The organism is Chloroflexus sp. (assembly GCF_034434295.1).
Classification (GTDB): Bacteria; Chloroflexota; Chloroflexia; order Chloroflexales; family Chloroflexaceae; genus Chloroflexus.
The window spans coordinates 21,367-44,453 of record NZ_DAOTZQ010000127.1 but is presented as its reverse complement, the minus strand read 5'-3'; the positions used below and the strand labels follow the sequence as shown (position 1 = coordinate 44,453).

Genomic DNA, 23,087 nt, shown 5'->3' with positions numbered 1-23,087 from the left:
CCGGCGCAGCGGAGTCTGTCGCCAAGCCCCTGGAGAAAGCGCCATGACCGTTCGATTACGAGAAAAGTATCAGAAAGAGGTCGTTCCTGCATTGATGGAGGAGTTCAAGTTCAAATCCATCATGCAAGTGCCACGCCTCGTCAAGATTGTGGTGAATGTTGGCGTCGGCGAGGCGGTACAGAATGCAAAGGCCATTGAAGCCGCCGTTAATGACCTCGCAACGATTACTGGTCAAAAGCCGGTAGTTACGCGGGCTAAGAAGTCGGTTGCATCGTTTAAGCTGCGCGCAGGGATGCCGATTGGGGCAATGGTTACCTTGCGCGGAGATCGGATGTACGACTTCCTGGATCGTCTTTGCTCGCTGGCCCTGCCGCGAATTCGCGATTTTCGTGGTGTCAGCCGAAGCTCGTTCGATGGCCGCGGAAACTACAGTCTGGGTCTGCGCGAGCAGATTGTGTTCCCAGATATTGATTACGATAAGATCGATAAGATTCGTGGGCTAGAGGTGGCAATTGTCACCAGTGCACCGAATGATGAGCAGGCGTATGCATTGCTCAAACGACTCGGCATGCCATTTCGTGATTAGTTTGAACTAAGAGCGCATTGCGCTGACTGGTTCAACGCATTTGAGGAGGTATTCCTTTGGCTAAGAAGTCGTGGATTGTTAGGGCCCAGCGGCCACCAAAGTTTTCGGTACGCGCCTACAATCGCTGCAAGATTTGCGGTCGGTCACGGGCCTATATCCGCAAGTTCGGGATGTGCCGTATCTGCTTCCGCGAACATGCGTTGAAGGGCCTCATTCCGGGCGTCGTCAAATCGAGCTGGTGAGTGCTGTGCGGCAATCAAAAGTGCTATTGACGCCCGATTGGTGAGGAGGCATACCGTGAGTGTAAATGATCCTATCGGCGATATGCTCACACGCATTCGCAATGCGTGTATGGCACGCCATACGACAGTATCGATGCCGGCATCGAACATGAAAGAGGCGATTGCCCGCATCCTCAAGCGTGAAGGTTTTATTCGAGATTATGCCGTGATTGATGATGGTAAATCGCATAAGACCATCACGATCACGCTGAAGTATCTGCCCGACCGTCGACCAGCCATCACTGGCTTACGGCGGGTAAGCAAGCCGGGGCTGCGCATCTATACCAAGCGTACCGACATTCCACGAGTGCGCGGCGGTCTTGGGCTGTGCATCCTGTCAACGCCCAAGGGAGTGCTCGCCGACCACGAAGCCTGGCGCGAGCGCGTCGGTGGCGAAGTGCTCTGCTACGTTTGGTAACGCGCACGGAGGAGTATCATGTCGCGAATTGGAAAACGACCGATTACCGTGCCGAAAGGTGTTCAGGTTACCATCGGCGAGCAGAATCTCGTGACGGTGAAGGGTCCGAAGGGAACCCTGAGCCAGCAATTGCATCCCGAGATGATTATTCGCCAGGAAGGGGACGTTATTACCGTACAACGCCCCTCTGATGGAAAGTTGCACCGCGCTTTGCACGGCTTGACCCGTACCCTGATCTACAATATGGTGGTGGGTGTAACTCAGGGCTGGCAACGAGCACTTGAAATTAATGGCGTTGGTTATCGTGCTCAGCTCGAAGGGAAAACCTTGGTTCTTAACCTGGGTTTCTCGCACCCTGTTCGCATTGAGCCACCACCGAACATTAGCTATATCGTTGGTGAACGTAAGTCGGCCAATGACCCACTGGCTCTGACCGTTGTTGGTATTGATAAGCAACAGGTAGGTGAGGAGGCGGCACGGATCCGTAGCCTGCGTCCACCGGAGCCATATAAGGGCAAGGGCATTAAGTACGCGGAAGAGAAGATTCGCCGCAAGGCCGGGAAGGCTGGGAAGGCGAAGTAGTTGGGATAGCTGCGGTTATTGTGCCGCAGCTATCACCCCGCAGCGAGCGACAGGGGATGGCATCTCTGTCGCGGCAGTGTTGAGGATCGTATGGGAAAACGAACACCACGTGAACTCCGGCTTCGCCGGCATAATCGCATCCGAAAGCGTGTCTTTGGCACGCCTGAACGGCCACGCCTTAACGTGTTTCGGAGCCATGTTCATATTTACGCACAAGTGATTGATGATACTGTTGGTCATACACTCGCGGCTGCTTCTACTAACGAGAAGGGATGGAGTGGCAGCCCTGAGTTGACTAAAACCCAAGAGGCGGCGCTGGTCGGTAAGCTGATTGCCGAGCGAGCGCTACAGGCCGGGATAACGAAGGTGGTCTTCGATCGCGGCGGCTATAAGTATCACGGACGGGTGAAAGCGCTGGCCGAGGCGGCCCGCGAAGCTGGTCTGAACTTCTAGTTGCCCAAGGGCAGCGTAGCGGAGGAACTGTGAAACGAGAACGTATTAACCCCGAAACGCTGGAGCTCGAGGAGCGCGTCGTCCAGATCAACCGCGTGTCAAAGGTCGTGAAGGGCGGTCGGCGCTTTAGCTTCAGTACGGTTGTTGTCGTCGGTGACGGCAAAGGCCACGTCGGTATCGGAATGGGGAAGGCGGCAGAAGTACCGGATGCAATTCGGAAAGGCGCCGAGGCCGCGAAGCGTAATTTGATTCGTGTGCCGCTGGTGCATGCAACCGTTCCCCACGAGGTCGTGACAAAATTTGCGGCTACGAAGGTCATGTTGCGCCCGGCAGCACCTGGAACAGGTGTTATCGCAGGTCGTGGTGTCCGCCCAGTTGTCGAAGCAGCCGGAATCAAAGACCTGCTCTCAAAAGTCTACGGTAGCAACAACCCGGTAAATGTTGTGAAAGCAACATTTAAGGCGCTCAGCGAGATGACATCGCTGCACGAGATGGCGAGCCGGCGCGATATGACGCCTCAAGAGCTGATGGATCGCCGGACACGACGGGAAACGGAGGCAGCCTGATGGGGAAGCTGCGCGTAACGTATGTGAAGAGCGCAATTGGCTATGCGCGCGATCAGAAGGAGACTCTGGCCGCGCTGGGCTTGCGCCGGTTGAATCAGAGTGTACTCAAACCGGATAATCCATCGGTGCGCGGGATGCTGTTCAAGGTGCAGCACCTCGTGAAGGTGGAAGAGGTTGAGGACGAGGTGCAGGCATGAAACTTCACGATTTACGACCCGCCGAAGGTGCGCACCGAAAGCGTAAGCGAATTGGTCGCGGCCACGGCTCGGGTAAAGGAAAAACCGGCGGTAAGGGTATGATGGGGCAGAAGGCCCGCAGCGGTCCCGGCCCTTATCGCACCTTTGAAGGTGGTCAGAACCGTCTGGTTAAGCGGATGCCCTTCAAGCGGGGCTTTGTTAATAAGTTCCGCGTTGAATATGAAGTGGTCAACGTTGGCAGCCTGGTCGATTGGCCAACTGATCTTGAGGTTACACCCGAAACGCTCCTGGCTCGCCGTCTGGTACGTCGGAAGCGAATGCCAGTTAAGATTCTTGGTGATGGTGAACTCACGCAACCACTGGTTATCAAGGCGCATAAGTTTTCGGCCAGTGCTCGCCAGAAGATCGAAGCTGCTGGTGGGAAAGCCATTGATCTGACATGGGTTGTTGAACGCCATTCGCGCTCACGCGGGCCGAATCCGAGCATGCGCAATGCCCGCCAGTCGTAATCGGTCATGTGGCGAGAACCTCACAGGTTCTCGCCATTCATAGGAAGTAGTACCATGCTACAGGCTGTACTTCGTGCTATTCAGTTGCCCGATCTACGGCGTCGCATCCTCTTCACACTGGGGATGCTATTCCTGTTTCGTCTGATCGCGCATATTCCGGTACCTAACATCAATCCGACAACACTTGAGCAGTTGCGCCAGGCGCTGGCAACCAACCAACTGGCTCAGTTACTGAACCTCTTTGCCGGTGGGGCACTGGAGAATTTCTCAGTTGCAGCAATGGGTGTGTATCCCTACATCACTGCCCAAATCATTATGCAGTTGCTGCAACCGTTGATCCCTGCTCTTCAGGAATTGCAGAAAGAAGGCGAACAGGGTCGTCTGCGACTGAATCGCTATCAGTTGTGGCTGACTGTTCCTCTTGCTTATTTGCAGGCGTATGGTCAGACTCTGACCCTCGAACGTACGATTAATCCAAACAACGACCCAACGCTGTCGTTGTTCCGTACTCCGTTCGATCTGGGTGCCAACTTTTTGCCCACATTTACCGTACTGACGACAATGGTCGCTGGTACTATGCTGCTGATCTGGTTGGGTGAGCAGATCAATGAACGTGGTATCGGTAATGGTATCTCGATCATCATATTCGGTGGGATTGTCTCACGCCTACCGGGATTGATCATCCAGGGCTTCCAGATCAGTCAGGCAGGTGATTTCAGTACCATTTTGGGTCTGATAGGCTTTGTGGCAATTGCACTGTTGACCATTGTTGGTATTGTCCTGGTACAGGAAGGTCAGCGTCGGATTCGTGTTCAGTATGCCCGGCGTGTGCGCGGCAATAAGGTCTACGGCGGTCAGAGCAGCTTCATTCCACTGAAAGTGAATTCGGCTGGCATGATCCCGTTGATCTTCGCTCAAAGTATTATCATTTTCCCTGGCATTGTGGCATCGTGGTTCTATCGCCCCGGTGCTGAAGGGATTGGGAATGCCATTGCCGGCTTTTTCTACAATACATTTAACCCAACCGGTCAGGGTGGTGGCATTGTCTACATGACGCTGCTTTTCCTGTTGACAGTAGGATTTACCTATTTCTACACGGTTGTCATCTTCACCCAGCAGGACCTGGCCGAAAATCTCCAGCGCAACGGTGGTTTCATCCCCGGTATTCGGCCGGGCAAGAAGACGGAAGAGTATTTGATGAAGGTGCTCAACCGTATTACTCTGGCCGGTGCGCTCTTCCTAGGTCTGATCGCTGTGCTTCCGTTTCTGACCCAATCGATTACCGGTGTCCAGATTGGTTTGGGTAGTACGGCGCTCTTGATCGTGGTCGGTGTTGCGGTAGATACAATGCGTCAATTAGAGGCGCAGTTAATCATGCGCGACTATGAAGGTTTTCTGACCAGATAGTCGTTGCACACAAACCGGGAAAATGTAGTACAATAAAGCTCGTTGCTCGCCGGCATGCCGGTTGGGCAGCTTCTTTGTGAGACAGGCAGATGGTCATACCGTGCAACAGATAATGTGCGGTTTTTTGAAGTTGAGCGAGCGCCGAGTCATGACCAACGTTATCTTACTAGGACCACCCGGTGCCGGCAAAGGCACCCAAGCCAAAACCCTTGCTGATCGCACAGGACTTACGCATGTAGCAAGTGGCGATCTCTTCCGTGCAGCTCTACGCGAAGGTACTGAATTGGGTATGCTGGCTAAGTCCTACATGGATCGGGGAGAATTGGTGCCTGATGAAGTCGTGATTCGGATGATCCTTGAACGCATTCAACAACCTGATTGTGCTTCAGGGGTTATCTTTGACGGTTTTCCGCGCACGCAAGAGCAGGCACGGGCACTGGAAGTGGCGCTCGCCGACCACAACGCACGTATCGATGCTGTTCTCTTTCTGGCCGTACCACAAGATGTCTTGCTGCGCCGCATTGCCGGTCGGCAGACGTGCCGCACCTGTGGTGCGATCTTCAATATCTATTACTTCCCGTCGCATCGACCGGGTATCTGCGACGCCTGCGGCGGCAAACTCTATCAACGGAGCGATGACTCGATCGAGACGGCGCAGCACCGATTAGATGTCTATTTTGCTCAGACAATGCCGCTGATTGAATATTATCAGCGACAGGGTATCCTGCACGAAATCGATGGTCAACGTGAGATCGCGCTCGTGACAGAGGCAATGCTAAAAGCGCTTGGCCCATATCTGGCTCCAGCGCAGCCGTAGGTTAGGAGACATATGTCAAAGAAGAAAGACGTCATCGAGATGGAGGGTACCATCACGGAACCATTGCCAAACGCAATGTTCCGGGTACAGCTCGATAATGGGCACGAAGTACTGGCTCACATCTCGGGCAAGATGCGGATGAACTACATTCGTATCTTGAAGGGAGACCGGGTGCTGGTTGAATTATCGCCATATGATCTGACCCGGGGACGTATTACGTATCGTTATAAGTAGGGGGCGCGACGCAGCACGGCGGCGTCCGCCGCCGCAAAGGAGGTAACAATGAAAGTGCGAGCGTCGGTAAAGCCGCGCTGCGAGTATTGCAAGGTGATTAAGCGCAAGGGCGTGATCCGGGTGATCTGCTCACGCACACCGAAGCATAAACAGCGGCAAGGATAACAACGACTAACCGTCAACCTTTCATAAGGGTAAAATGGTGCATACTCACCGGTATGAGATAGCCGGTAGAGTGTATCAGTAGCAAAGAGGTCTGGCATGGCACGTATTGCCGGGGTTGATATTCCCCGCAACAAGAAGATCGAGATTGCGATTACCTACATCTACGGTATCGGGCGCTCGAACGGCATGGAGATTCTGCGCAAGGCAAATGTGAATCCAGAACGCCGGGTGCGCGACCTGACTGAAGAAGAAGTTGGGCGTATTCGCGAAATTGTTGATCGCGAATATCGGGTTGAAGGCGATCTGCGTCGTGAGGTTCAGTTGAATATCAAACGCCTGATGGATATTGGTTGCTATCGCGGCCTGCGCCACCGCCGTGGTATGCCGGTACGTGGTCAGCGCACTCGCACCAATGCGCGCACACGCCGTGGGCGACGCGGTCAGGCGATCGGTATTAAGAAGAAGGCGACCAAGAAGTAGTTGTAATTAAGGAGTGAGGCATGCCCGCTAAGGGAAAAACGACCACCACGACACGCCAGCGCGGTAAGCGCCGTGAGCGAAAGAATGTGCCGCGGGGTCAGGCGCATATTCAGAGCACGTTCAATAATACAATTGTGACAATTACCGATCCGCAAGGTGCGGTTGTATGTTGGGCCAGCGCCGGTCAGAGTGGATTTAAGGGTTCGCGAAAGAGCACACCCTACGCCGCTCAGGTAGCTGCAGAAAATGCGGCACGCAAAGCAATGGAAAATGGTATGCGCTCGGTTGAGGTCTTTGTGAAAGGCCCTGGCGCCGGACGCGAGGCCGCTATCCGTTCATTGCAGGCCGCCGGTTTGCAGATTACTGCAATTACCGATGTGACACCGATCCCACATAATGGCTGCCGTCCACCGAAGCGGCGACGGGTCTGATCGGACGTTTTCGCTGTTGTCAAGTTACACTGTGAGACGACCGCACCTGGAACCGGAGGGCTTTGTTCCCGGACGCCCAATGCGGTAGTGTCTGCCTCGGCGGCACTAGCGCCCATCTCACAGGCTGGAACAAAGATGCGTAGCTTATAACTACGCCAGTGAAGGATTAGTGAACAAAGGATACATAAGACTATGGCGCGATATATAGGACCAGTCGGCAAGGTAAGCAGACGACTCGGCATCGGAATTACCGAAAAAGGTCAGCGCATTCTGAATAAGCGGTCGGATCCGCCGGGACAGCACGGTGCTGCGGCCCGTCGCCGGCAGTTGTCCGATTACGGTATGCAGTTGCGCGAAAAACAGAAGGCAAAATTTCTGTATGGCGTCCTTGAGCGCCAGTTCCGCTGCCTGTTTGAGCAGGCATCGCGGCGTAGTGGTGTTACCGGTGAGTATCTGTTGAGTCTGCTTGAACGCCGACTCGATAATGTTGTGTATCGCCTCGGCTTTGCCACCACACGCGCTCAGGCACGGCAATTGGTTAATCATGGCCATATCGTTGTTGATGGTCGCAAAACAAATATCCCGTCGTATACGGTGAAGGTCGGCCAGGTCATCGCAGTACGCCCGCAGAGTCGTAGCCGTACCTACTTCAAGAATCTGGTTGATAGTGGTGTGTTGAATAAGCATCGGGCGCCGGAATGGCTCCGTCTTAACGCGGCCGATCTTTCTGGAACTGTCGTTGCTTTACCACGCCGTGAAGATGCAGAGGCCGGCATTAACGAGCAGTTGATCGTCGAGTTCTATAGCCGGTAGACGCTCCCGTTTGTGGGACGTGAACAAAGAAATGGGAGGCAGCAGTGCTCGATATTGCACAACCAAAGATTGAGGTTGTTGAAGCAACTGAAACCTTTGGGCGCTTTAAAATCGAGCCGCTCGATCCGGGCTATGGGCATACGCTCGGCAATGCGCTTCGGCGCGTGCTGCTCACGGCTATTCCCGGATCGGCGATCACCCACGTGCGCATTGCGGGTGTCTATCAGGAGATGGATGTCATCCCCGGTATGACCGAGGATGTCGTAGAACTGATCTTAAACCTGAAAGGCATCCATTTACGCGGTCGCCACGAGGGAACGGTACAGGCAACGATCCAGAAACAGGGTCCAGCGATTGTGACGGCTGCTGATCTGGTGTTGCCAGAAGGACTGTCGGTCGTTGATCCTACGCACTATATCTGTACGCTTGAGCACGATCAGGCACGGATTGAGATAACGGCAACGATTGAACACGGTCGCGGGTACCTGTCAGCCGATCAACGAGGCATTCTGCCGCTTGGCGAGTTTCCAATCGATGCTATCTTTACGCCCGTACCACGGGTTAATTATGTCGTAGAAAACACTCGTATTGGACAGGCTACCGACTACGACCGGCTGATCCTTGAGGTTTGGACAAACGGTACGATACGGGCGCAAGAAGCACTTGATTACGCGGCTCGCGTCCTGGTGCATTACTACACAACAATCGCGAATTTTAACCGATTGAGGGTTGAACCGGCAGCCCAACCGGAGACCAATGGGCTGGAGATACCGGCTCACGTCTACGATACGTCGATTGAGACGCTTGACCTCTCAACCCGTACCTACAACTGCTTGAAACGGGCTGAAATTACCAAAATTGGTCAGGTGCTTCAGATGGACGAGAAGGCGTTGCTCTCGGTTCGCAATCTTGGTCAGAAGTCAATGGAAGAAATTCGCGATAAACTGATCGAACGGGGTTACATTCCGCGAGTGCTTCCGCATAGTGGAGCATCGCGCTAATACAAGGATACGACCATGCGACATCGACATGCCGGAAAATTACTGGGGCGGTCGTATGAGCATCGTAAGGCGCTCTACCGCAACTTGATGATCGCCCTGATTGAGCATAAGAAGATTAAGACAACGCTAGCAAAGGCGCGCGCTGTCCAGCCGGAAGTTGAGGCTCTTATCTCGATTGCGCGCGAAGATACGCCGCATGCCCGCCGCATGGCCCTCTCGAAGCTGGCCAGCAAGGATGCGATGCGAAAACTATTTACCTTTGCTCCTACTACCTACGGTGGCCGGAATGGTGGGTACACCCGGATCACAAAACTGGGACCGCGTCGGGGTGATGGAGCCGAGATGGCATTGATTGAGTTGATCTGATGCGCACGATTGCGCTGCTGTTAGCTTATGACGGCACCGATTTTGCCGGGTCGCAATGGCAAACTGACATCCGAACTGTGCAGGGTGCCCTGGAGTCGGCATGGGAAGCCTTGACGCAAGAGCGGCGTCGGATTGTGCTGGCAGGCCGAACCGACGCCGGAGTTCACGCAACTGGTCAGGTTGCCCACGTCCAGACCACAACGCGCCATAATTTACAAACAATCTGGCGCGGTTTGAACGCTCACCTGCCGGTTGACCTGGTAGTTCAGAATGTCGGGGAATCAGTACCAGATTTTCACGCTCGCTTTAGTGCGATCCAGCGTGAGTACCGTTACCTGATAGACTATGCAGCAGCGCCATTGCCACAACTTCGCCATCAAGTCTTGCACTACGCAGGTACACTTGATATGGCGGCAATGACGGCAGCGCTTAAATTGCTGGAGGGAACGCACGATTTTGCTGCATTTACAACAGCAACGCCTGCCCAACGTTCCACTGTTCGCACCATGTATTGGACGCGGGTTGGGGAATATGAATGGTTTGAGCGGCGTTTACTGGCCATCGAAGTAGCGGCAAATGCATTCCTCCAGCATATGGTGCGGATGATCGTCGGTACGCTCTTGCTGGTCGGGCGTGGGCGGATGACCGTCGATCAGTTTGGTGAGGTGTTGGCGAGTCGGGATCGCCGCCTGGCCGGTCCAACGGCACCGGCTCACGGCCTAACATTAACGGCAGTACGCTATCCGCCCGGCCTGATTCGCTGGGTGGAACCTTCAAAACGGCAAAATGGCACGACGAAGGTCGAACAGCCTTCGTCCTACGTACACGAGGAATAGGTGCTGTGAAGACCTATCATCAAAAACCAACAGAAGTGCAGCGTGATTGGTATGTCATCGATGCGAGTGGTAAGGTGCTCGGTCGGCTGGCAACACAGATCAGTACACTGCTGCGCGGCAAGCACAAACCAACCTTCACGCCGTCAATTGACGGTGGTGATTTCGTGATCGTGGTGAACGCTGAGAAGATCGTGTTGACCGGACGTAAACCGGATCAAAAAATCTACTACCGCCACACCGGTTATCCGGGTGGTATCAAGGCGACGCCGTACAAAATGATGCTGGCAAAGCATCCTGACCGCATTCTGCGCCTCGCGGTGAAGCGCATGTTGCCGAAAAACCGCATGGGTCGCCGATTGCTAAGTAAGCTGCGCATCTACGCCGGGCCGAACCACCCGCACGCGGCGCAGCAACCAAAACCCTATATCCCACGCTGGTAAGATGTGGGTCGCTGACTGGGAAACAATTGCGTTCCGTGTGCAGATTATGAAGTAGCACCATCGTGGTGCACAGGTGGTGAGGAGAAGGAATGGAAGGCAAGCGCTATTATCAGGGCACCGGCCGCCGCAAGACCGCAGTGGCACGTGTACGCCTCTTCCCCGGTAGTGGGGATTTTATCGTCAATGGGAAAAAGCCGGAGGAGTACTTCGGCCGTCGTGAGCTATTCCAGCACGAACTTCGCTTACCACTGGTGTTGACAAATCACCTCAACACCTTCAATGTGCTGGTAAAAGTGAAGGGTGGCGGCATTTCGAGCCAGGTTGGCGCTGTTCGCCATGGTATTGCTCGTGCGTTACTGGATTATGATAGCGAATTGCGGCCAACGCTGAAGCAGGCTGGCTTGCTGACCCGCGACCCACGAATGAAAGAGCGGAAGAAGGTCGGTCTCAAGCGTGCGCGTAAGGCACCTCAGTACACCAAGCGTTAAATGGTGCGTGTCAGGGAATGCTGTAGACGGCAGACGGTTTGCAGAACAACCGTCTGCCATCCGTTATATACCGCGGCGGAAAGATGCGAGTCATTACCGGCAAAGCTAAAGGGCATCGCTTAAAAGCACCTAAAGGCCTGGGTACACGCCCGATGCTTGATCGGGTGAAGGAAGCCCTCTTTTCAGTGCTGGAAGGATACGGCCCTATCCGTGGAGCAGTGCTCGATCTTTACGCTGGCACAGGATCGCTCGGTATCGAATGTCTGTCACGCGGCGCTGATAGTGCTGATTTTGTCGAACGAAATGCCCATGTTTGTTCAATTATTGCCGATAACTTGCGGCATACTCGTTTCGATCAGCAAGGCCATATCTACCATATGCCGGTAGATCGCTTTCTTCATCGGCAGCGTGGGATTGGACGCTATGATATAATCATCATGGATCCTCCATACGCTGATCCAACTATCGAGGCGACAATGCAACTCGTTGCGAGCAGTGGCGTCGGCAAGGAAGGGAGCTTGTTAATCGTCGGGCATTCACCTCGCGTTGAACTGGCTGATGACTATCCGGGCCTGCAGCGAATCAAATTCCGACGATTGGGCGACTCGTGTTTTTCGATCTATGAATTGATATCCACGAATACGCCCGAAACATAACGGTAACCTATGCGCATCGCTATTTACCCAGGTAGCTTTGATCCAGTTACGTATGCTCACCTCGACATTGCCCGTCGGGCAGCGCGTATCTTTGACCGCGTGATCATGGCGGTGTTTGATCGACCTCAGAAGCGATTGCTCTTTTCCACAACTGAACGCTTGCATCTGCTACAGGCTGTTACCGCCGATCTGGCTAACGTCGAGGCGACCAGCTATGAGACGCTAACCGTTGAGTTCGCTCGCCAGGTTGGAGCCTGTGCTATTGTCCGGGGACTGCGAGCCGGCAGTGACTTTGAAGCTGAGTTTCAGATGGCTCAGGTCAATCAGACGATTGATCCGAATATCGAAGTCGTTGTCTTGATGGCTGGACGCCAGTTCGCCCATATTAGCTCCACGGCAGTACGGGAAATGGCCAGCCTTGGACGTGATCCGGTCGAATTTACGCCGCCGGTTGTTGTGGCAGCTTTACGGGAGAAATTCGCACAGAGGGGGTGATCGCCATCGAACTGGATGATTTGATTGACGAGTTAGAAGAGGTGATCGCTGCCGGAATCCGCCTCCCCCTCAGTGGTGGGCGAACGTTGATCGATGAGACGCGGGTACTCGAGATTATCGATCAGATGCGCACCGTTATTCCCGAAGAGATTCGGCGTGCTCGTCGGATTATTGCTGAGCAAGAGCAACTACTCGCGACAGCGCAAGCCCGTGTCCAGGAGGTGTTAAGCGAGCGGGGGTTGCTGGCTGCTGTTGAAGCAGAACGCGAGCGCCTGCTCCAACAGGCTGAACAGGAAGCAGCAGAGGTGCGAGCTGGCGCTGATGCGTATGCCCGGCAGGTTCTCGAGGAACTTGATGAACGATTGAGTAAGCTGTTGAGTAGTGTGCGCAATGGTTTGCACGCGCTGGAAGAACGCCAATCGGGCGCTTGACAATCCTCCGCTCTCTCGCCTATAATTCGGCGCTTGTGGCGGAACAACGGTGCGCCACGGGTGGATGCTATGACTGCATTACGATTTAATCTCGCGCAATTACTGCGCGAAGAAATGGGAGCGCGACGAGACATCTCGTTTAGTGAGCCAGCCTTGCCGCTTGACGAGGAGTTGACGCTTCGTAATATTACCGGCCGTCTGCGCCTGACCCGGACTGCGGCTGGAGTGTTTGCTCAGGTAACGGTTCACGGTACCGTAACACTTACTTGTGTACGTTCACTCGAACCGTTTGATTATGAACTTGACCTCGATTTCAGCGATCAGTTTTACGCTGTTGTTGATGTGGTAAATGGGCATAAGTTACCGCAACCAGTCGAAGATGATCCTTTCATGCTCGATGAGTTGCACCATATTGATATTGGTGAAGCGATCCGTAGCTATGCGCTGATCAATCTGCCGATGAATCCAATAGCACCGGCTTATCGCGATCAGCCGGTCAATTACACTGTTGCATCTGAGGGAATTGAGGACGACGATACGCTCGTCGATGACCGTTTTGCTGCTTTGCGAGAATGGGCCAAGCGGCAACGTAATCAACATTGAGGAGTAACAATCATGGGAGCAGTACCAAAGCGAAAAGTCTCGCGCCATCGGCGTGGTAACCGCCGCCAGCATCTTGCCCTTACCCCGCCAGTTATGGTCGTGTGTCCGAATTGTGGTGAACTGATGCGTGCACATCGCGTGTGTCTGGCTTGTGGATACTACAAGGGCCGGCAAGTGCTCAAAGTGGCGTCGGAATAACCATACGCTTGTCTTCTACAGGGAATCGGGCATGAAAGGGCTGCCTGCCGGGGTTATCGGGCTGGCAGCCTTTCATCATAAGTAGATAGAAAGGGCGTGAGGGTGAGCAGGGAACGTTACGCAGCAGTGATCGGCTGGGGTATGGCCGTTCCACAGCGACTGATCACAAATGATGAATTGGCGCAACGAATTGATACATCTGACGAATGGATACGCACACGCACCGGTATTCGTGAACGACGTGTTGCTGGGCCTGGTGAAAGTACTTCGACGCTGGCCACTGCTGCCGGGCGTGAAGCGCTGGCCATGGCCGGTGTTTCGCCTGCGACTATCGATACGGTGATTGTCGCTACCTGCACGCCTGATCGACCATTTCCGGCTACTGCCTGTACTGTGCAGGCAAATTTGCAAATTCCACGCGCAACAGCGTTTGATTTAGCAGCAGCCTGTAGTGGTTTTGTCTACGGGCTGACTGTCGCTACCAGTTTGATTAAAAGTGGTGTCAGTCGACGGTTGTTGTTGATCGGAGCTGATATCTTTACTCACTACATCAACTGGAATGATCGTAATACCTGTGTTCTGTTTGGCGATGGTGCAGGCGCTGTGGTGCTCGAAGCAACCGATGAACCGCTCGGTTTGCTGGCTTCGACCCTGAGTGCCAATGGTGAACTCGAGGATTTGATGGCGGTAGATGCCGGTGGTACACGTATGCCGCTTACTGCCGATCTTCTTGAGGCAGGTCGTCAGTATGTGTATATGAACGGGCGGGAGATTTTCAAGCACGCCGTCCGTGAGATGAGTGATTCGGCATTACAGGTGATTCAAGATGCCGGCTTGACGGTTGATGACATTGCGTTGGTCATTCCTCATCAGGCGAATGTGCGGATCATTGATGCTGTCACTCGTCGCCTCGAAATCCCACCAGAACGGGTGATGATCAATCTTGACCGATACGGAAATACATCAGCAGCTTCGATTCCAATCGCACTCTACGAAGCGGCTCAACAGGAGCGAATCAAAGCTGGTGATTATGTTTTGTTAACCGCTTTTGGTGGTGGACTGACGTGGGGATCGGGCCTGGTACGCTGGGGTAAACCGAGTCGCTAGCTGTTCATCTGTTACGAGAATCCTGGTAAGATATGACGGCGATCATATTTTCAGATCGAGGAGATCAGTAATAGGCTAGATCGCAACAATATTCGTCATCAGCAAACCAGAGCATCTGGAATAGCGCGAAACCGTCACGCCGATGCACGGAAGGGGGGGGAGAAACAGGTCGTGTCGGCAGAGCAGGAAGAGGCAAACAGACCATGAGTATTGCGTGGGTATTCCCTGGTCAGGGATCGCAAGTCGTAGGCATGGGTCGCGATCTGATTGCAGTCTCACCCGCTGCGCGTCAGATCTTTGCTACAGCAGACGAAACCCTTGATTTCAACCTGAGTGAATTGTGTTTTTGTGGGCCAGAAGCCGACCTTACCGCCACTGCCAATGCTCAACCGGCGCTGCTTACCACCAGTATGGCTTTACTGGCTGCAATGACCGAATTGTTGGGAGATCGCCTTGAACAACCGATTGCCGTGGCCGGTCATAGCCTGGGTGAATACTCGGCGTTGGTGGCCGGTGGTGCACTTGACTTTAAGACTGCCCTGCAACTTGTACGACGACGCGGTGAATTAATGGCCGCTGCCCGCGAAGGGAGTATGACCGCAGTTATTGGCCTCGACGCCGCTATTCTCGAACAGATCTGTCAAGAAGTCAGTGCTGCACTGCAAAACAATCATTCTCATGGCACCGTTGTGATCGCTAACTATAATGCTCCAGACCAACTGGTCATCAGTGGTAGTGTCGTGGCTGTAGAGCATGCCAGTATGCTGGCTAAAAGCCGTGGTGCCAAACGGGTCATTCCGCTCAAGGTGAGTGCAGCCTTCCATTCCCCTCTCATGATCGAAGCTGCTGAAGGAATGGCTCAGGCTATTGCTCACGCCACCGTGCGTAACCTCTCCCTCCCTTTAATTGCCAATGTCACAGCCGAACCATTGTACGACGCCGATGATGTCCGGCGTGAGATTGTCGCGCAGATCGTCGCTCCGGTGCGCTGGATTGCCTCGGTACAACGAATGGTTGACCTCGGCGTCGAAACGTTTATCGAAATCGGGCCGGGCAAGGTGCTTACCGGCTTGATCCGACGAATTGCTCCATCAGCACGGCTGATTAATGTAGCCACGTTTGAGGATGTCCGGGCGCTAACCGCAATGCAACCTGTATAGAGCATAGTATGGAATTACAAGGTCAGGTTGCTATTGTTACCGGTGGTGCACGCGGGATTGGGCGTGCCACGACAATCGAGCTGGCTAACGCTGGCGCACGAGTGCTGATCAACTACCAGCGTAGTGCCGGTGCGGCTGAAGCCCTGGCCGCAGAAATTACTACTGCTGGTGGTGAAGCCCTACCGTATCAGGCTGATGTTGCCGACGAACAGGCAGTCAGCAGAATGATACAGGCAGCTCTGTCACGCTGGGGACGGATCGACATTCTGGTGAACAACGCTGGTATTACCGCTGATGCGCCAATGGCACGGCTACGCCCTGAGCAGTGGCAACAAGTGATTGAGACTGACCTGACCTCGGTATTTCTGTGTTGCCGTGCGGTAGTGCCGGTTATGCGAAGTGCCGGTTATGGTCGGATTGTCTCGGTTAGTTCGCTGGCGGCACTGGCCGGTAATGTTGGTCAAACGAACTATGCCGCAGCGAAGGCCGGTATCATTGGCCTCAGCCGATCACTGGCGCGTGAAGTGGCTCGTGATGGCATCACGGTCAATGTTGTAGCGCCAGGTTATATCGAGACCGATATGGTTGAGACGGTACCCGAAGCGCTACGCGCCTGGGCGTTGCAGGCGATTGCACTCGGTCGGTTTGGCCGCCCGGAAGAGGTTGCCGCTGCGATCCGCTTTCTCGTTTCGCCTCGTGCTTCGTACATCACCGGCCATGTTTTGACGATTGATGGCGGTTGGGTGATGCCCTAACGACGGATGCGATCATGATTGATTTCAACGGACAGGTAGCAATTGTCACCGGCGGTTCGGGCGGTATTGGACAGGCAGTGGTAGAGGGTCTGGCCCGTTATGGCGCCCGCGTGCTGGTGGGTTATCACCACAATGAAGTAGCCGCGACTGATGTGGTAGCGGCCGTCCAGTCCGCTGGTCGCGAAGCCGCAGCACTGGCAATCGATGTGCGCGAGCCGGGTAGTGGCAATGTGCTGGTAGCCACAGCAATGGAGCGCTGGGGGAGACTCGACATACTTGTCAACTGTGCCGGTATTGCCGATTACGGCCCATTAAGTGAGATGAGTAGTGAACGGTGGCGGCAGACGATTCAGACGAATCTGACCGGCATCTACCACACCTGCCGGGCAGCGTTACGACCGATGATGCAGCAGCGTTATGGACGTATTGTTAATCTGGCGGCGCTCTACGGTACATCGGGCTTTCCCGGTCAGGCCGATTTTGCTGCGGCGGCTGGTGGGATCATCGGGTTGACACGCGCACTGGCCCGTGAAGCTGCGTCGTGGCAGATAACAGTTAATGCTGTTGCGCCGGGTATGATCGCGACCGATCTGATAGAAGTGATTCCTGCAGAAATCCAGCAGTGGAGTGCCGGTATCATCGCGCTCCGCCGTTTGGGTAAGCCGGAGGAAGTTGCCGCAGCAGTATTGTTTCTTGCCTCGCCGGTTGCTTCATATATTACCGGACAAACGTTGATGGTTGATGGTGGCTGGACGATGGCTTGAGGGTTGCATATTACTATAACTCAAGTTGCCACCTATGCTGTGAGCAGGCCATTGAGGCGGACTGTCAGGACGAACAGCACGACGTTGCACGCAACACCGTATGGCGTACCTGCCTGCACAATGTGGGGAGCAGCCAGTTCTCATGGACGTGATGCGTCACGTCTCACGGTAGCAACCCGGATTACCCTCATCCCCTGTGTCTTCCTTGTCTCTGTAGCGACAAGGGTAGCAACTTGGGTTACTATAGGTATCTCGTACTTGCAGGGATTGAGTGATTGTCGGGTAGCCTATGTCGCTTTTGAGGAATGTGCGTTCAAGCTAAAAGTTTGCTTAAAAAACGCAGATGCGGTAGCAGCGCTACCGCATCGCGACTAGAGGTAACTTTTTGCCAAACCTACAACTTTACCTACTGACCCACCACCTCGAGAGTTCATCAGCGCACTCAGGAAGTTCTACACCACCGTACCCGCACAGCTCCTATAGCTGCTCTGCCTTCAGCAGGTAATGCGCCGGGCCAGCTTTTGCTATCGGATTGTCTCACCATCTGGCGTGGGATAGCAGTTCTTTCTTCCCCAACGCGGTGAGTTTGTGTGGGAGGTAACCGTACAGCTCGCACAGCATCCAGTTACTCCGCAGTATCCTGGCGCTTGTCTGTTCGTCTCCCCATCCCTCATCTTCATAACTTTTACATTTATTGATGAGGGAGTTTCCCCGAACTTACGCTTCACCTCTACAACTTATCCATACATAACTCTTTACACTAGAGACGAAGCGCTTGCCTTTCGGTTACACGTAAGTAGTTCGTTCCTCCTTTGCTTTCTGATGTTCTCTCGAGGCTTCGACCTCATAATAGCACTGCAATGGCCATAAATCAAGTAGTTCATCGCAACTTAACGATGATAAACCGCAATTGTTGCTACGATTTACCGTCGTAAAGTTAAAATGTAGTTCAAATTACTCTTGCTATTACCAAATGAGTGTAAAGATTTTTTGTCAGGCAGGTATATCAGCCGTGATGCGAGCGGCAACTGCCCGCCCGGACAATAGAACCAGTGGAATCCCTCCGCCCGGATGGGTTCCCCCACCTACAAAGAAGAGCTGGCGCACACGCCGTGCCCGCAGTGGCGGACGGGCGAATGCAGCGAAAGGTGTGTTTGAGCTAAGACCGTAGATTGCACCAAATGCAGCGTTATAACGTTGGGCCAGATCGCACGGTGTCCAGAAATGGCTGTAGCGAATGGCCTGTCGCAACCCTGACAAACCCATCGTCTCAAGTTTGGCAACAATGTGGTCGCGATAAGCTGGCATCACGGCTGCCCAGTCAAGCTGACCGGTATCGGCAGGTGCATTAACCAGCACGAATAGATTGAGATGACCGGGTGGTGCGTGCTCTGGGTCGGTGCGGCAGGTCACTGCAACGTAGACGGTTGGATCAAGTGCCAGTCGGCGCTCGTGCACGATGGCTTGAAATTCACCAGGATAGTCAGCGCTGAAGAAGATATTGTGATGCGCCAGTTGCGGAAACTCGCCTTCAACGCCGAGAAAAAGCACGATGCCGCTATACGATGGTTCATGACGAGCAAGACGATCCGCCTCTTGCCGGCCGTTAGGGATCAGGTGAGCATAGGCATACTGTGGGTCTGCATTTACGACCACCGCCGCGGCGGGCAGGCTGCTCCCATCGGCCAGACGGACACCACGCGCACGACCGTGATCGACGATCACCTCAGTCACCGGTGTTTGCAAGCGGATTTCAACCCCTAACTCAGTAGCTAGCCGGCTCAGCGCAACAGCCAATTGATACATGCCACCGCGGACATACCAGCCACCCTCAGCAAGTTCGATATAGGCAATCAGGTTAAATGTGGCCGGCGAGCGATAGGGTGATGAACCGTTGTAGGTCGCATACCGATTAAAGACCTGGCGTAGATGAGGGCTGCGAAAGAAGGAGCGTACTGCGGTGTCAACGCTGCGTAGTGCGTCGATCCGCAGGGCATGGCGGATCAGTGAAGGGGTCAACAGTTCGCGCAGACCATCGAATGGACGCAACAAAAATGGCCCGGAAACCGCATCATAGATGCGACTGGTATGCGCCATGAAGCGAAAGAACGCAGGAACATCAGGTGGGCTAAGGCGTTCAATCTCCTGTATCAACTGGGGTAACCGTTGCCAGGCATCGAAGCGCGTACCGTCAGGCCAGAGATAGCGACAGGTCGGTTCAATCTGTTCAAGCTGGAGATAATCGTCCATACAGCGATTGGCGACTGCGAAGAGATCGCGAATCACCCACGGCATTGTCAATAACGATGGTCCGGTGTCGAACGTATATCCGGCAGCCTGATGGAGATTGAGCTTACCACCGAGTCGTTCATTCTTCTCGCATAGAATAACCCGGCGGCCCTGGGCAGCTAGACGAATTGCGGCAGCCAGTCCACCCAGGCCACCGCCAACAACGATAATTGGGAGTGGTGAGGTTTTCATAGGGTCAGATGCATCTTTGAGACTATGGTTCTTGTCAGTACCATCTGCGATGCCCGATCTAAGGATTACTCCGCGTCGAGTGTATACTCTAGACTTTGTGCACCATCACAGAGGTAATCACCAAAAGACAAGGGCAGCCAGATGGCTACCCTGAGACTGTCAATCTCTACAACACAAACCCGGTGTACTGGTTAGCTAAAAGCGACCGCGCTGACCGGGAATCTGTGCGCCAAAGATGCTTGGCGGCAGTTTGAAGCCGTGAGCCTCCAGCCGAGGAGTAAACTTGGGCCGGACACCAGTTGGGCGTAATTCGGCCAGAATCTTACCTTCACCCGTCTTACCCAGAATCTCGAGCTTGAAGATGTCTTGCAAAACGACGGTATCACCTTCCATGCCTTGGACTTCGGTGATATAGGCTACCTTACGCGAACCATCTTCAAGGCGGGTTTGCTGGACAATCAGATCAATTGCCGAGGCAATCTGCTCACGAATAACCTTTAGCGGCATCTCCATACCTGCCATTAGCGCCATTGTCTCCATACGGGCGATAGCATCGCGTGGCGTATTTGCGTGCAGGGTCGTCAACGAGCCATCGTGGCCGGTATTCATTGCCTGCAACATGTCAAGCGTTTCACCACCACGGCATTCGCCAATCACAATCCGCTCCGGTCGCATACGCAGTGAGTTGATCACCAGATCGCGGATCGTCACCCGTCCGGTACCGTCGATCTCCGGTGGTTTGGCTTCGAGCCGTACTACGTGATCCTGCGCCAGTTGCAGCTCGGCACTGTCTTCAATCGTTACGATACGTTCGTCTTCGGGAATAAAGTTCGACAGCACGTTCAGCAACGTCGTCTTACCAGAGCCGGTACCACCGGCAACCACAATGTTCAAGCGCGAGACGACACAGGCACGGAGAAATTCTGCCATCTCGGCCGTCATCGAACCAAAGCGAATCAGGTCATCGACCTTGAGCTTGTTTTTGGAAAACTTACGAATGGTAATCGTTGAGCCATCGATAGCGCAGGGCGGGATGATCGCATTAACACGCGAGCCATCGGGCAAGCGAGCATCGACCATCGGCCATTTGCGGTCGATGCGGCGACCGAGCGGACGGATGATACGGTCGATAATCTTCATCACATGCTCATCAGATGCAAAGCGCACATCAGAGAGTTTGAGCTTGCCCTTTTGCTCGATGTAGACCTTGTAAGGCCCGTTAACCATTACCTCAGAGATGCTATCATCGTCGAGCAACTGTTGAAGCGGACCGAAGCCAAACAGCTCGTCGCAGACCATGGCGAAGAGCTTTTTGACATCCTGGTCGGAAAGCTGCACATTCGCCTGTTGATAAATACGAGCGAAGCGCTCTTGGAGTAGTCGCTCAGTTTCAGGAGATCGCTTTAATTCAGTTTGATTCCCCAACGAGGCCTGAATACGGTCAACAATCCAGAGCGACAGTTCCAGCATCCGTTTCTGATCATTTGCCGGCGTTGCGTCCTGAACCGTTGGGCGAGCTGGTGCTGGAGCAGCAGGGGTCGTCACCGGTGGGGGCGGCGCTGGAGCCGGCACCACGGTTGCCGCTACAGGCGGGGGTGTAGCAACCGCCGGAGCAGGCTCTGGCTGTGGTTGATTACCGAGACGTTTGAGCAGCGACATAGCGATAAAACCTCCTTAGTTGTCCATCCGAACTCTCGCCGAACGTCAGTAGCACTGGCTCGTACACGACGCACCTTATCTGGATGGATGTTTACCCAAGCTTGACGAAATAGGCTTCACATGCGCGATCAATCAACTCACGAGACATTGCCGGTGGGATACCCCGATACTTAGCCTCGTCGAGTATCTGATCGCACAGATCACGTGGATGACAGGCACGTAATTCACGCCCGACTTTCATGTAGTGCTCCTGGATCAAATAACGCAAACCATCGTCGCTATAAGGAATACGTTTGCTCTTGCACACAAGTTGAAAGATTGCCCGAAACTCGGTTGGTGTTGGGTTCGGTACCTCAATCTTATGGCGAATTCGTCGGAGAAAAGCGTCATCAACCAGGTCTTTTGGATTCAGGTTGGTAGAGAAGACAATCAACACATCGAACGGAACCTGGATCTTCTTGCCGGTTTGAAGAGCAAGAAAATCAACTTTCTTTTCCAAGGGAACAATCCAGCGGTTGAGCAGGTCTTGTGGACGACATTTTTGACGGCCAAAGTCATCGATCAAGAAGAGACCACCATTCGCCTTCATCTGGAATGGAGCCTCGTAGACCTTTGAAACCGGATCGAAGATCAATTCGAGTTGCTCCAGCTCAAGTTCACCACCGACCATCACCCGTGGACGTTTACACACAACCCAACGGGCATCCGGGTAGACAGTGGCAGGCATTGCGGTCATTGCGGCACCGAATGGCCCTGGTGGAACATCCGCGTGGCTGACTTCGTTGACCTGTACGACCTGATGGTTAAGTGGATCGAAGACTTTGATAATCTGACCATCAACTTCTACGGCATACGGAATGATGACCAGTCCACCCAGCAGATTCGCAATACCTTCAGCAATGGTTGTCTTCCCATTACCGGGAGGGCCGTATAAAAAGAGTGAACGCGCTGAATTGGCCGCCGGGCCAATTTTATCCAGCATCTTCTCGCTGACCACCAGGTGGCTGAATGCCTTGCGAATAGTGGCCTGATCGATCACCAGCTCGCCAATACTCTGCCGAAGTGTAACCTCGACGTATTGCTGGAGAGGAACCGGTGCCGGGCCAGTGTATTGGTTTCGATCAATGATCTCGTGAACTTTATTCCGGCCTTTGCCGGTAATCACGTATTGGAAGGAACGTTCACTAAAACCACCCTCAGCACCAATAATGTCAACGTATTCCTCAAGTTTAAGAAACTCAAGCACTTTATCAATCACGCCCAAAAACGGCAGCTTTACCGTCTCTTCGAGTTTCTGACCGGTGATTGCACCCGAAAAATAGATAACCTTCAAAATGTGGTCGGTCAAAAACCCCATCGACAGCCCGGTTTCGGCAATGCTGGTTGGTTGTGGTGGTATGTCAGGCATTCGGTTAGGCGTTGCACCAGGAGTGGTAGGAGTTGGATTTACTTCGTGTAAACGGAAGCTCATAGCCTACCCTTTCTGCCAAATGACGAGTATCGTTGGGCTGTCTGCCAGTAACGAGGCATGATGCCCGCTACAGGTAGTATAGCGATCTGGCAGGCATAGCGCAAGAGATGTTTGTGGATGGTAACTGGCTAATGGTGTCAGTGAACATCAGTCTATTGGCGATCAGGCTTGAAACCTGTGCCACGATCCGCGACAGGCAGGCATATGTCGTTCTCGTGACAAGAACTGTCGCGACGC

At 53.9% G+C, this 23,087-nt stretch carries 32 protein-coding genes; 29 read left to right on the top strand and 3 right to left on the bottom strand.

What is annotated here, in order from left to right:
* Positions 1–43 precede the first annotated feature (43 nt).
* The 29 genes from rplE to VAE57_RS16815 all read left to right on the top strand — a co-directional run bounded on the left by rplE (position 44) and on the right by VAE57_RS16815 (position 17,239).
* On the top strand, positions 44–586 hold the full coding sequence (rplE, locus tag VAE57_RS16955) for a 50S ribosomal protein L5 (protein ID WP_012258243.1): 543 nt from the start codon (positions 44–46) through the stop codon (positions 584–586).
* 56 nt (positions 587–642) lie between these two features.
* Entirely contained in the window at positions 643–828 is a 186-nt protein-coding gene (locus tag VAE57_RS16950) for a type Z 30S ribosomal protein S14 (RefSeq protein ID WP_012258244.1), read from the top strand.
* Between the two features lie 55 nt (positions 829–883).
* On the top strand, positions 884–1,285 hold the full coding sequence (gene rpsH, locus VAE57_RS16945) for a 30S ribosomal protein S8 (RefSeq protein ID WP_012258245.1): 402 nt from the start codon (positions 884–886) through the stop codon (positions 1,283–1,285).
* An 18-nt stretch (positions 1,286–1,303) separates the two neighbouring features.
* A complete protein-coding gene (gene rplF / locus VAE57_RS16940) occupies positions 1,304–1,867 on the top strand; it encodes a 50S ribosomal protein L6 (RefSeq protein WP_322823023.1) in 564 nt (187 codons plus the stop codon).
* Positions 1,868–1,957: 90 nt separating this feature from the next.
* Entirely contained in the window at positions 1,958–2,320 is a 363-nt protein-coding gene (rplR, locus tag VAE57_RS16935; protein WP_322823022.1) for a 50S ribosomal protein L18, read from the top strand.
* Positions 2,321–2,349: 29 nt separating this feature from the next.
* Positions 2,350–2,886 carry a 30S ribosomal protein S5 gene (rpsE, locus tag VAE57_RS16930; RefSeq protein ID WP_322823021.1) on the top strand — a complete coding sequence of 179 codons (537 nt, stop codon included), beginning with the start codon at positions 2,350–2,352 and terminating at the stop codon, positions 2,884–2,886.
* Complete coding sequence (gene rpmD, locus VAE57_RS16925) at positions 2,886–3,083, top strand: 50S ribosomal protein L30 (RefSeq protein ID WP_012258249.1); 198 nt, start codon at positions 2,886–2,888, stop codon at positions 3,081–3,083. Before rpsE ends, rpmD begins: the two co-directional genes overlap by 1 nt.
* Positions 3,080–3,592: a 50S ribosomal protein L15 gene (gene rplO / locus VAE57_RS16920; RefSeq protein ID WP_322823020.1), complete on the top strand. Its 513-nt coding sequence runs from the start codon at positions 3,080–3,082 to the stop codon at positions 3,590–3,592. The genes rpmD and rplO overlap by 4 nt, the downstream gene beginning before the upstream one ends.
* Positions 3,593–3,646: 54 nt before the next feature.
* The gene (gene secY, locus VAE57_RS16915; RefSeq protein WP_322823019.1) at positions 3,647–4,999 is read left to right on the top strand and encodes a preprotein translocase subunit SecY; all 1,353 of its coding nucleotides are present in this window, start codon (positions 3,647–3,649) and stop codon (positions 4,997–4,999) included.
* A 148-nt stretch (positions 5,000–5,147) separates the two neighbouring features.
* The gene (locus VAE57_RS16910; protein ID WP_322823018.1) at positions 5,148–5,816 is read left to right on the top strand and encodes an adenylate kinase; all 669 of its coding nucleotides are present in this window, start codon (positions 5,148–5,150) and stop codon (positions 5,814–5,816) included.
* Between the two features lie 12 nt (positions 5,817–5,828).
* Positions 5,829–6,050: a translation initiation factor IF-1 gene (infA, locus tag VAE57_RS16905; RefSeq protein WP_012258253.1), complete on the top strand. Its 222-nt coding sequence runs from the start codon at positions 5,829–5,831 to the stop codon at positions 6,048–6,050.
* A 48-nt stretch (positions 6,051–6,098) separates the two neighbouring features.
* Complete coding sequence (rpmJ, locus tag VAE57_RS16900) at positions 6,099–6,215, top strand: 50S ribosomal protein L36 (RefSeq protein WP_012258254.1); 117 nt, start codon at positions 6,099–6,101, stop codon at positions 6,213–6,215.
* A 96-nt stretch (positions 6,216–6,311) separates the two neighbouring features.
* Positions 6,312–6,695, top strand: coding sequence for a 30S ribosomal protein S13 (gene rpsM / locus VAE57_RS16895; protein ID WP_012258255.1), 384 nt, complete (start codon positions 6,312–6,314; stop codon positions 6,693–6,695).
* 20 nt (positions 6,696–6,715) lie between these two features.
* A complete protein-coding gene (gene rpsK, locus VAE57_RS16890) occupies positions 6,716–7,126 on the top strand; it encodes a 30S ribosomal protein S11 (RefSeq protein ID WP_012258256.1) in 411 nt (136 codons plus the stop codon).
* Positions 7,127–7,318: 192 nt separating this feature from the next.
* The gene (gene rpsD / locus VAE57_RS16885) at positions 7,319–7,939 is read left to right on the top strand and encodes a 30S ribosomal protein S4 (protein ID WP_322823017.1); all 621 of its coding nucleotides are present in this window, start codon (positions 7,319–7,321) and stop codon (positions 7,937–7,939) included.
* 44 nt (positions 7,940–7,983) lie between these two features.
* Positions 7,984–8,940: a DNA-directed RNA polymerase subunit alpha gene (locus tag VAE57_RS16880; RefSeq protein ID WP_322823016.1), complete on the top strand. Its 957-nt coding sequence runs from the start codon at positions 7,984–7,986 to the stop codon at positions 8,938–8,940.
* 15 nt (positions 8,941–8,955) lie between these two features.
* Positions 8,956–9,306 carry a 50S ribosomal protein L17 gene (gene rplQ / locus VAE57_RS16875; protein ID WP_322816389.1) on the top strand — a complete coding sequence of 117 codons (351 nt, stop codon included), beginning with the start codon at positions 8,956–8,958 and terminating at the stop codon, positions 9,304–9,306.
* Positions 9,306–10,142, top strand: coding sequence for a tRNA pseudouridine(38-40) synthase TruA (gene truA / locus VAE57_RS16870; RefSeq protein WP_322823015.1), 837 nt, complete (start codon positions 9,306–9,308; stop codon positions 10,140–10,142). Before rplQ ends, truA begins: the two co-directional genes overlap by 1 nt.
* 5 nt (positions 10,143–10,147) lie before the next feature.
* Positions 10,148–10,582 carry a 50S ribosomal protein L13 gene (gene rplM / locus VAE57_RS16865; RefSeq protein ID WP_012258261.1) on the top strand — a complete coding sequence of 145 codons (435 nt, stop codon included), beginning with the start codon at positions 10,148–10,150 and terminating at the stop codon, positions 10,580–10,582.
* An 89-nt stretch (positions 10,583–10,671) separates the two neighbouring features.
* A complete protein-coding gene (rpsI, locus tag VAE57_RS16860) occupies positions 10,672–11,070 on the top strand; it encodes a 30S ribosomal protein S9 (protein ID WP_012258262.1) in 399 nt (132 codons plus the stop codon).
* 83 nt (positions 11,071–11,153) lie between these two features.
* The gene (gene rsmD, locus VAE57_RS16855) at positions 11,154–11,726 is read left to right on the top strand and encodes a 16S rRNA (guanine(966)-N(2))-methyltransferase RsmD (RefSeq protein ID WP_322823014.1); all 573 of its coding nucleotides are present in this window, start codon (positions 11,154–11,156) and stop codon (positions 11,724–11,726) included.
* 9 nt (positions 11,727–11,735) lie between these two features.
* Complete coding sequence (gene coaD / locus VAE57_RS16850; protein ID WP_322823013.1) at positions 11,736–12,221, top strand: pantetheine-phosphate adenylyltransferase; 486 nt, start codon at positions 11,736–11,738, stop codon at positions 12,219–12,221.
* Positions 12,218–12,652 carry a hypothetical protein gene (locus tag VAE57_RS16845; protein WP_012258265.1) on the top strand — a complete coding sequence of 145 codons (435 nt, stop codon included), beginning with the start codon at positions 12,218–12,220 and terminating at the stop codon, positions 12,650–12,652. The genes coaD and VAE57_RS16845 overlap by 4 nt, the downstream gene beginning before the upstream one ends.
* Before the next feature lie 69 nt (positions 12,653–12,721).
* Positions 12,722–13,255, top strand: coding sequence for a YceD family protein (locus VAE57_RS16840; RefSeq protein WP_012258266.1), 534 nt, complete (start codon positions 12,722–12,724; stop codon positions 13,253–13,255).
* Between the two features lie 12 nt (positions 13,256–13,267).
* Entirely contained in the window at positions 13,268–13,453 is a 186-nt protein-coding gene (rpmF, locus tag VAE57_RS16835; RefSeq protein WP_012258267.1) for a 50S ribosomal protein L32, read from the top strand.
* A gap of 102 nt (positions 13,454–13,555) precedes the next feature.
* On the top strand, positions 13,556–14,560 hold the full coding sequence (locus tag VAE57_RS16830) for a beta-ketoacyl-ACP synthase III (protein WP_322823012.1): 1,005 nt from the start codon (positions 13,556–13,558) through the stop codon (positions 14,558–14,560).
* Positions 14,561–14,763: 203 nt separating this feature from the next.
* The gene (fabD, locus tag VAE57_RS16825; RefSeq protein ID WP_322823011.1) at positions 14,764–15,720 is read left to right on the top strand and encodes an ACP S-malonyltransferase; all 957 of its coding nucleotides are present in this window, start codon (positions 14,764–14,766) and stop codon (positions 15,718–15,720) included.
* A gap of 8 nt (positions 15,721–15,728) precedes the next feature.
* On the top strand, positions 15,729–16,475 hold the full coding sequence (locus VAE57_RS16820) for a 3-oxoacyl-ACP reductase family protein (RefSeq protein WP_322823010.1): 747 nt from the start codon (positions 15,729–15,731) through the stop codon (positions 16,473–16,475).
* Positions 16,476–16,489: 14 nt separating this feature from the next.
* On the top strand, positions 16,490–17,239 hold the full coding sequence (locus tag VAE57_RS16815) for a 3-oxoacyl-ACP reductase family protein (RefSeq protein ID WP_322823009.1): 750 nt from the start codon (positions 16,490–16,492) through the stop codon (positions 17,237–17,239).
* Between the two features lie 993 nt (positions 17,240–18,232).
* On the opposite strand, the gene VAE57_RS16810 is transcribed toward VAE57_RS16815, so the two are convergent.
* The 3 genes from VAE57_RS16810 to VAE57_RS16800 form a co-directional block, all read right to left on the bottom strand.
* Positions 18,233–19,720, bottom strand: coding sequence for a phytoene desaturase family protein (locus tag VAE57_RS16810; protein ID WP_322823008.1), 1,488 nt, complete (start codon positions 19,718–19,720; stop codon positions 18,233–18,235).
* A 195-nt stretch (positions 19,721–19,915) separates the two neighbouring features.
* Positions 19,916–21,379: a CpaF family protein gene (locus VAE57_RS16805; RefSeq protein ID WP_322823007.1), complete on the bottom strand. Its 1,464-nt coding sequence runs from the start codon at positions 21,377–21,379 to the stop codon at positions 19,916–19,918.
* A gap of 91 nt (positions 21,380–21,470) precedes the next feature.
* Positions 21,471–22,850 carry an AAA family ATPase gene (locus VAE57_RS16800; protein WP_322823006.1) on the bottom strand — a complete coding sequence of 460 codons (1,380 nt, stop codon included), beginning with the start codon at positions 22,848–22,850 and terminating at the stop codon, positions 21,471–21,473.
* Positions 22,851–23,087: the final 237 nt, after the last annotated feature.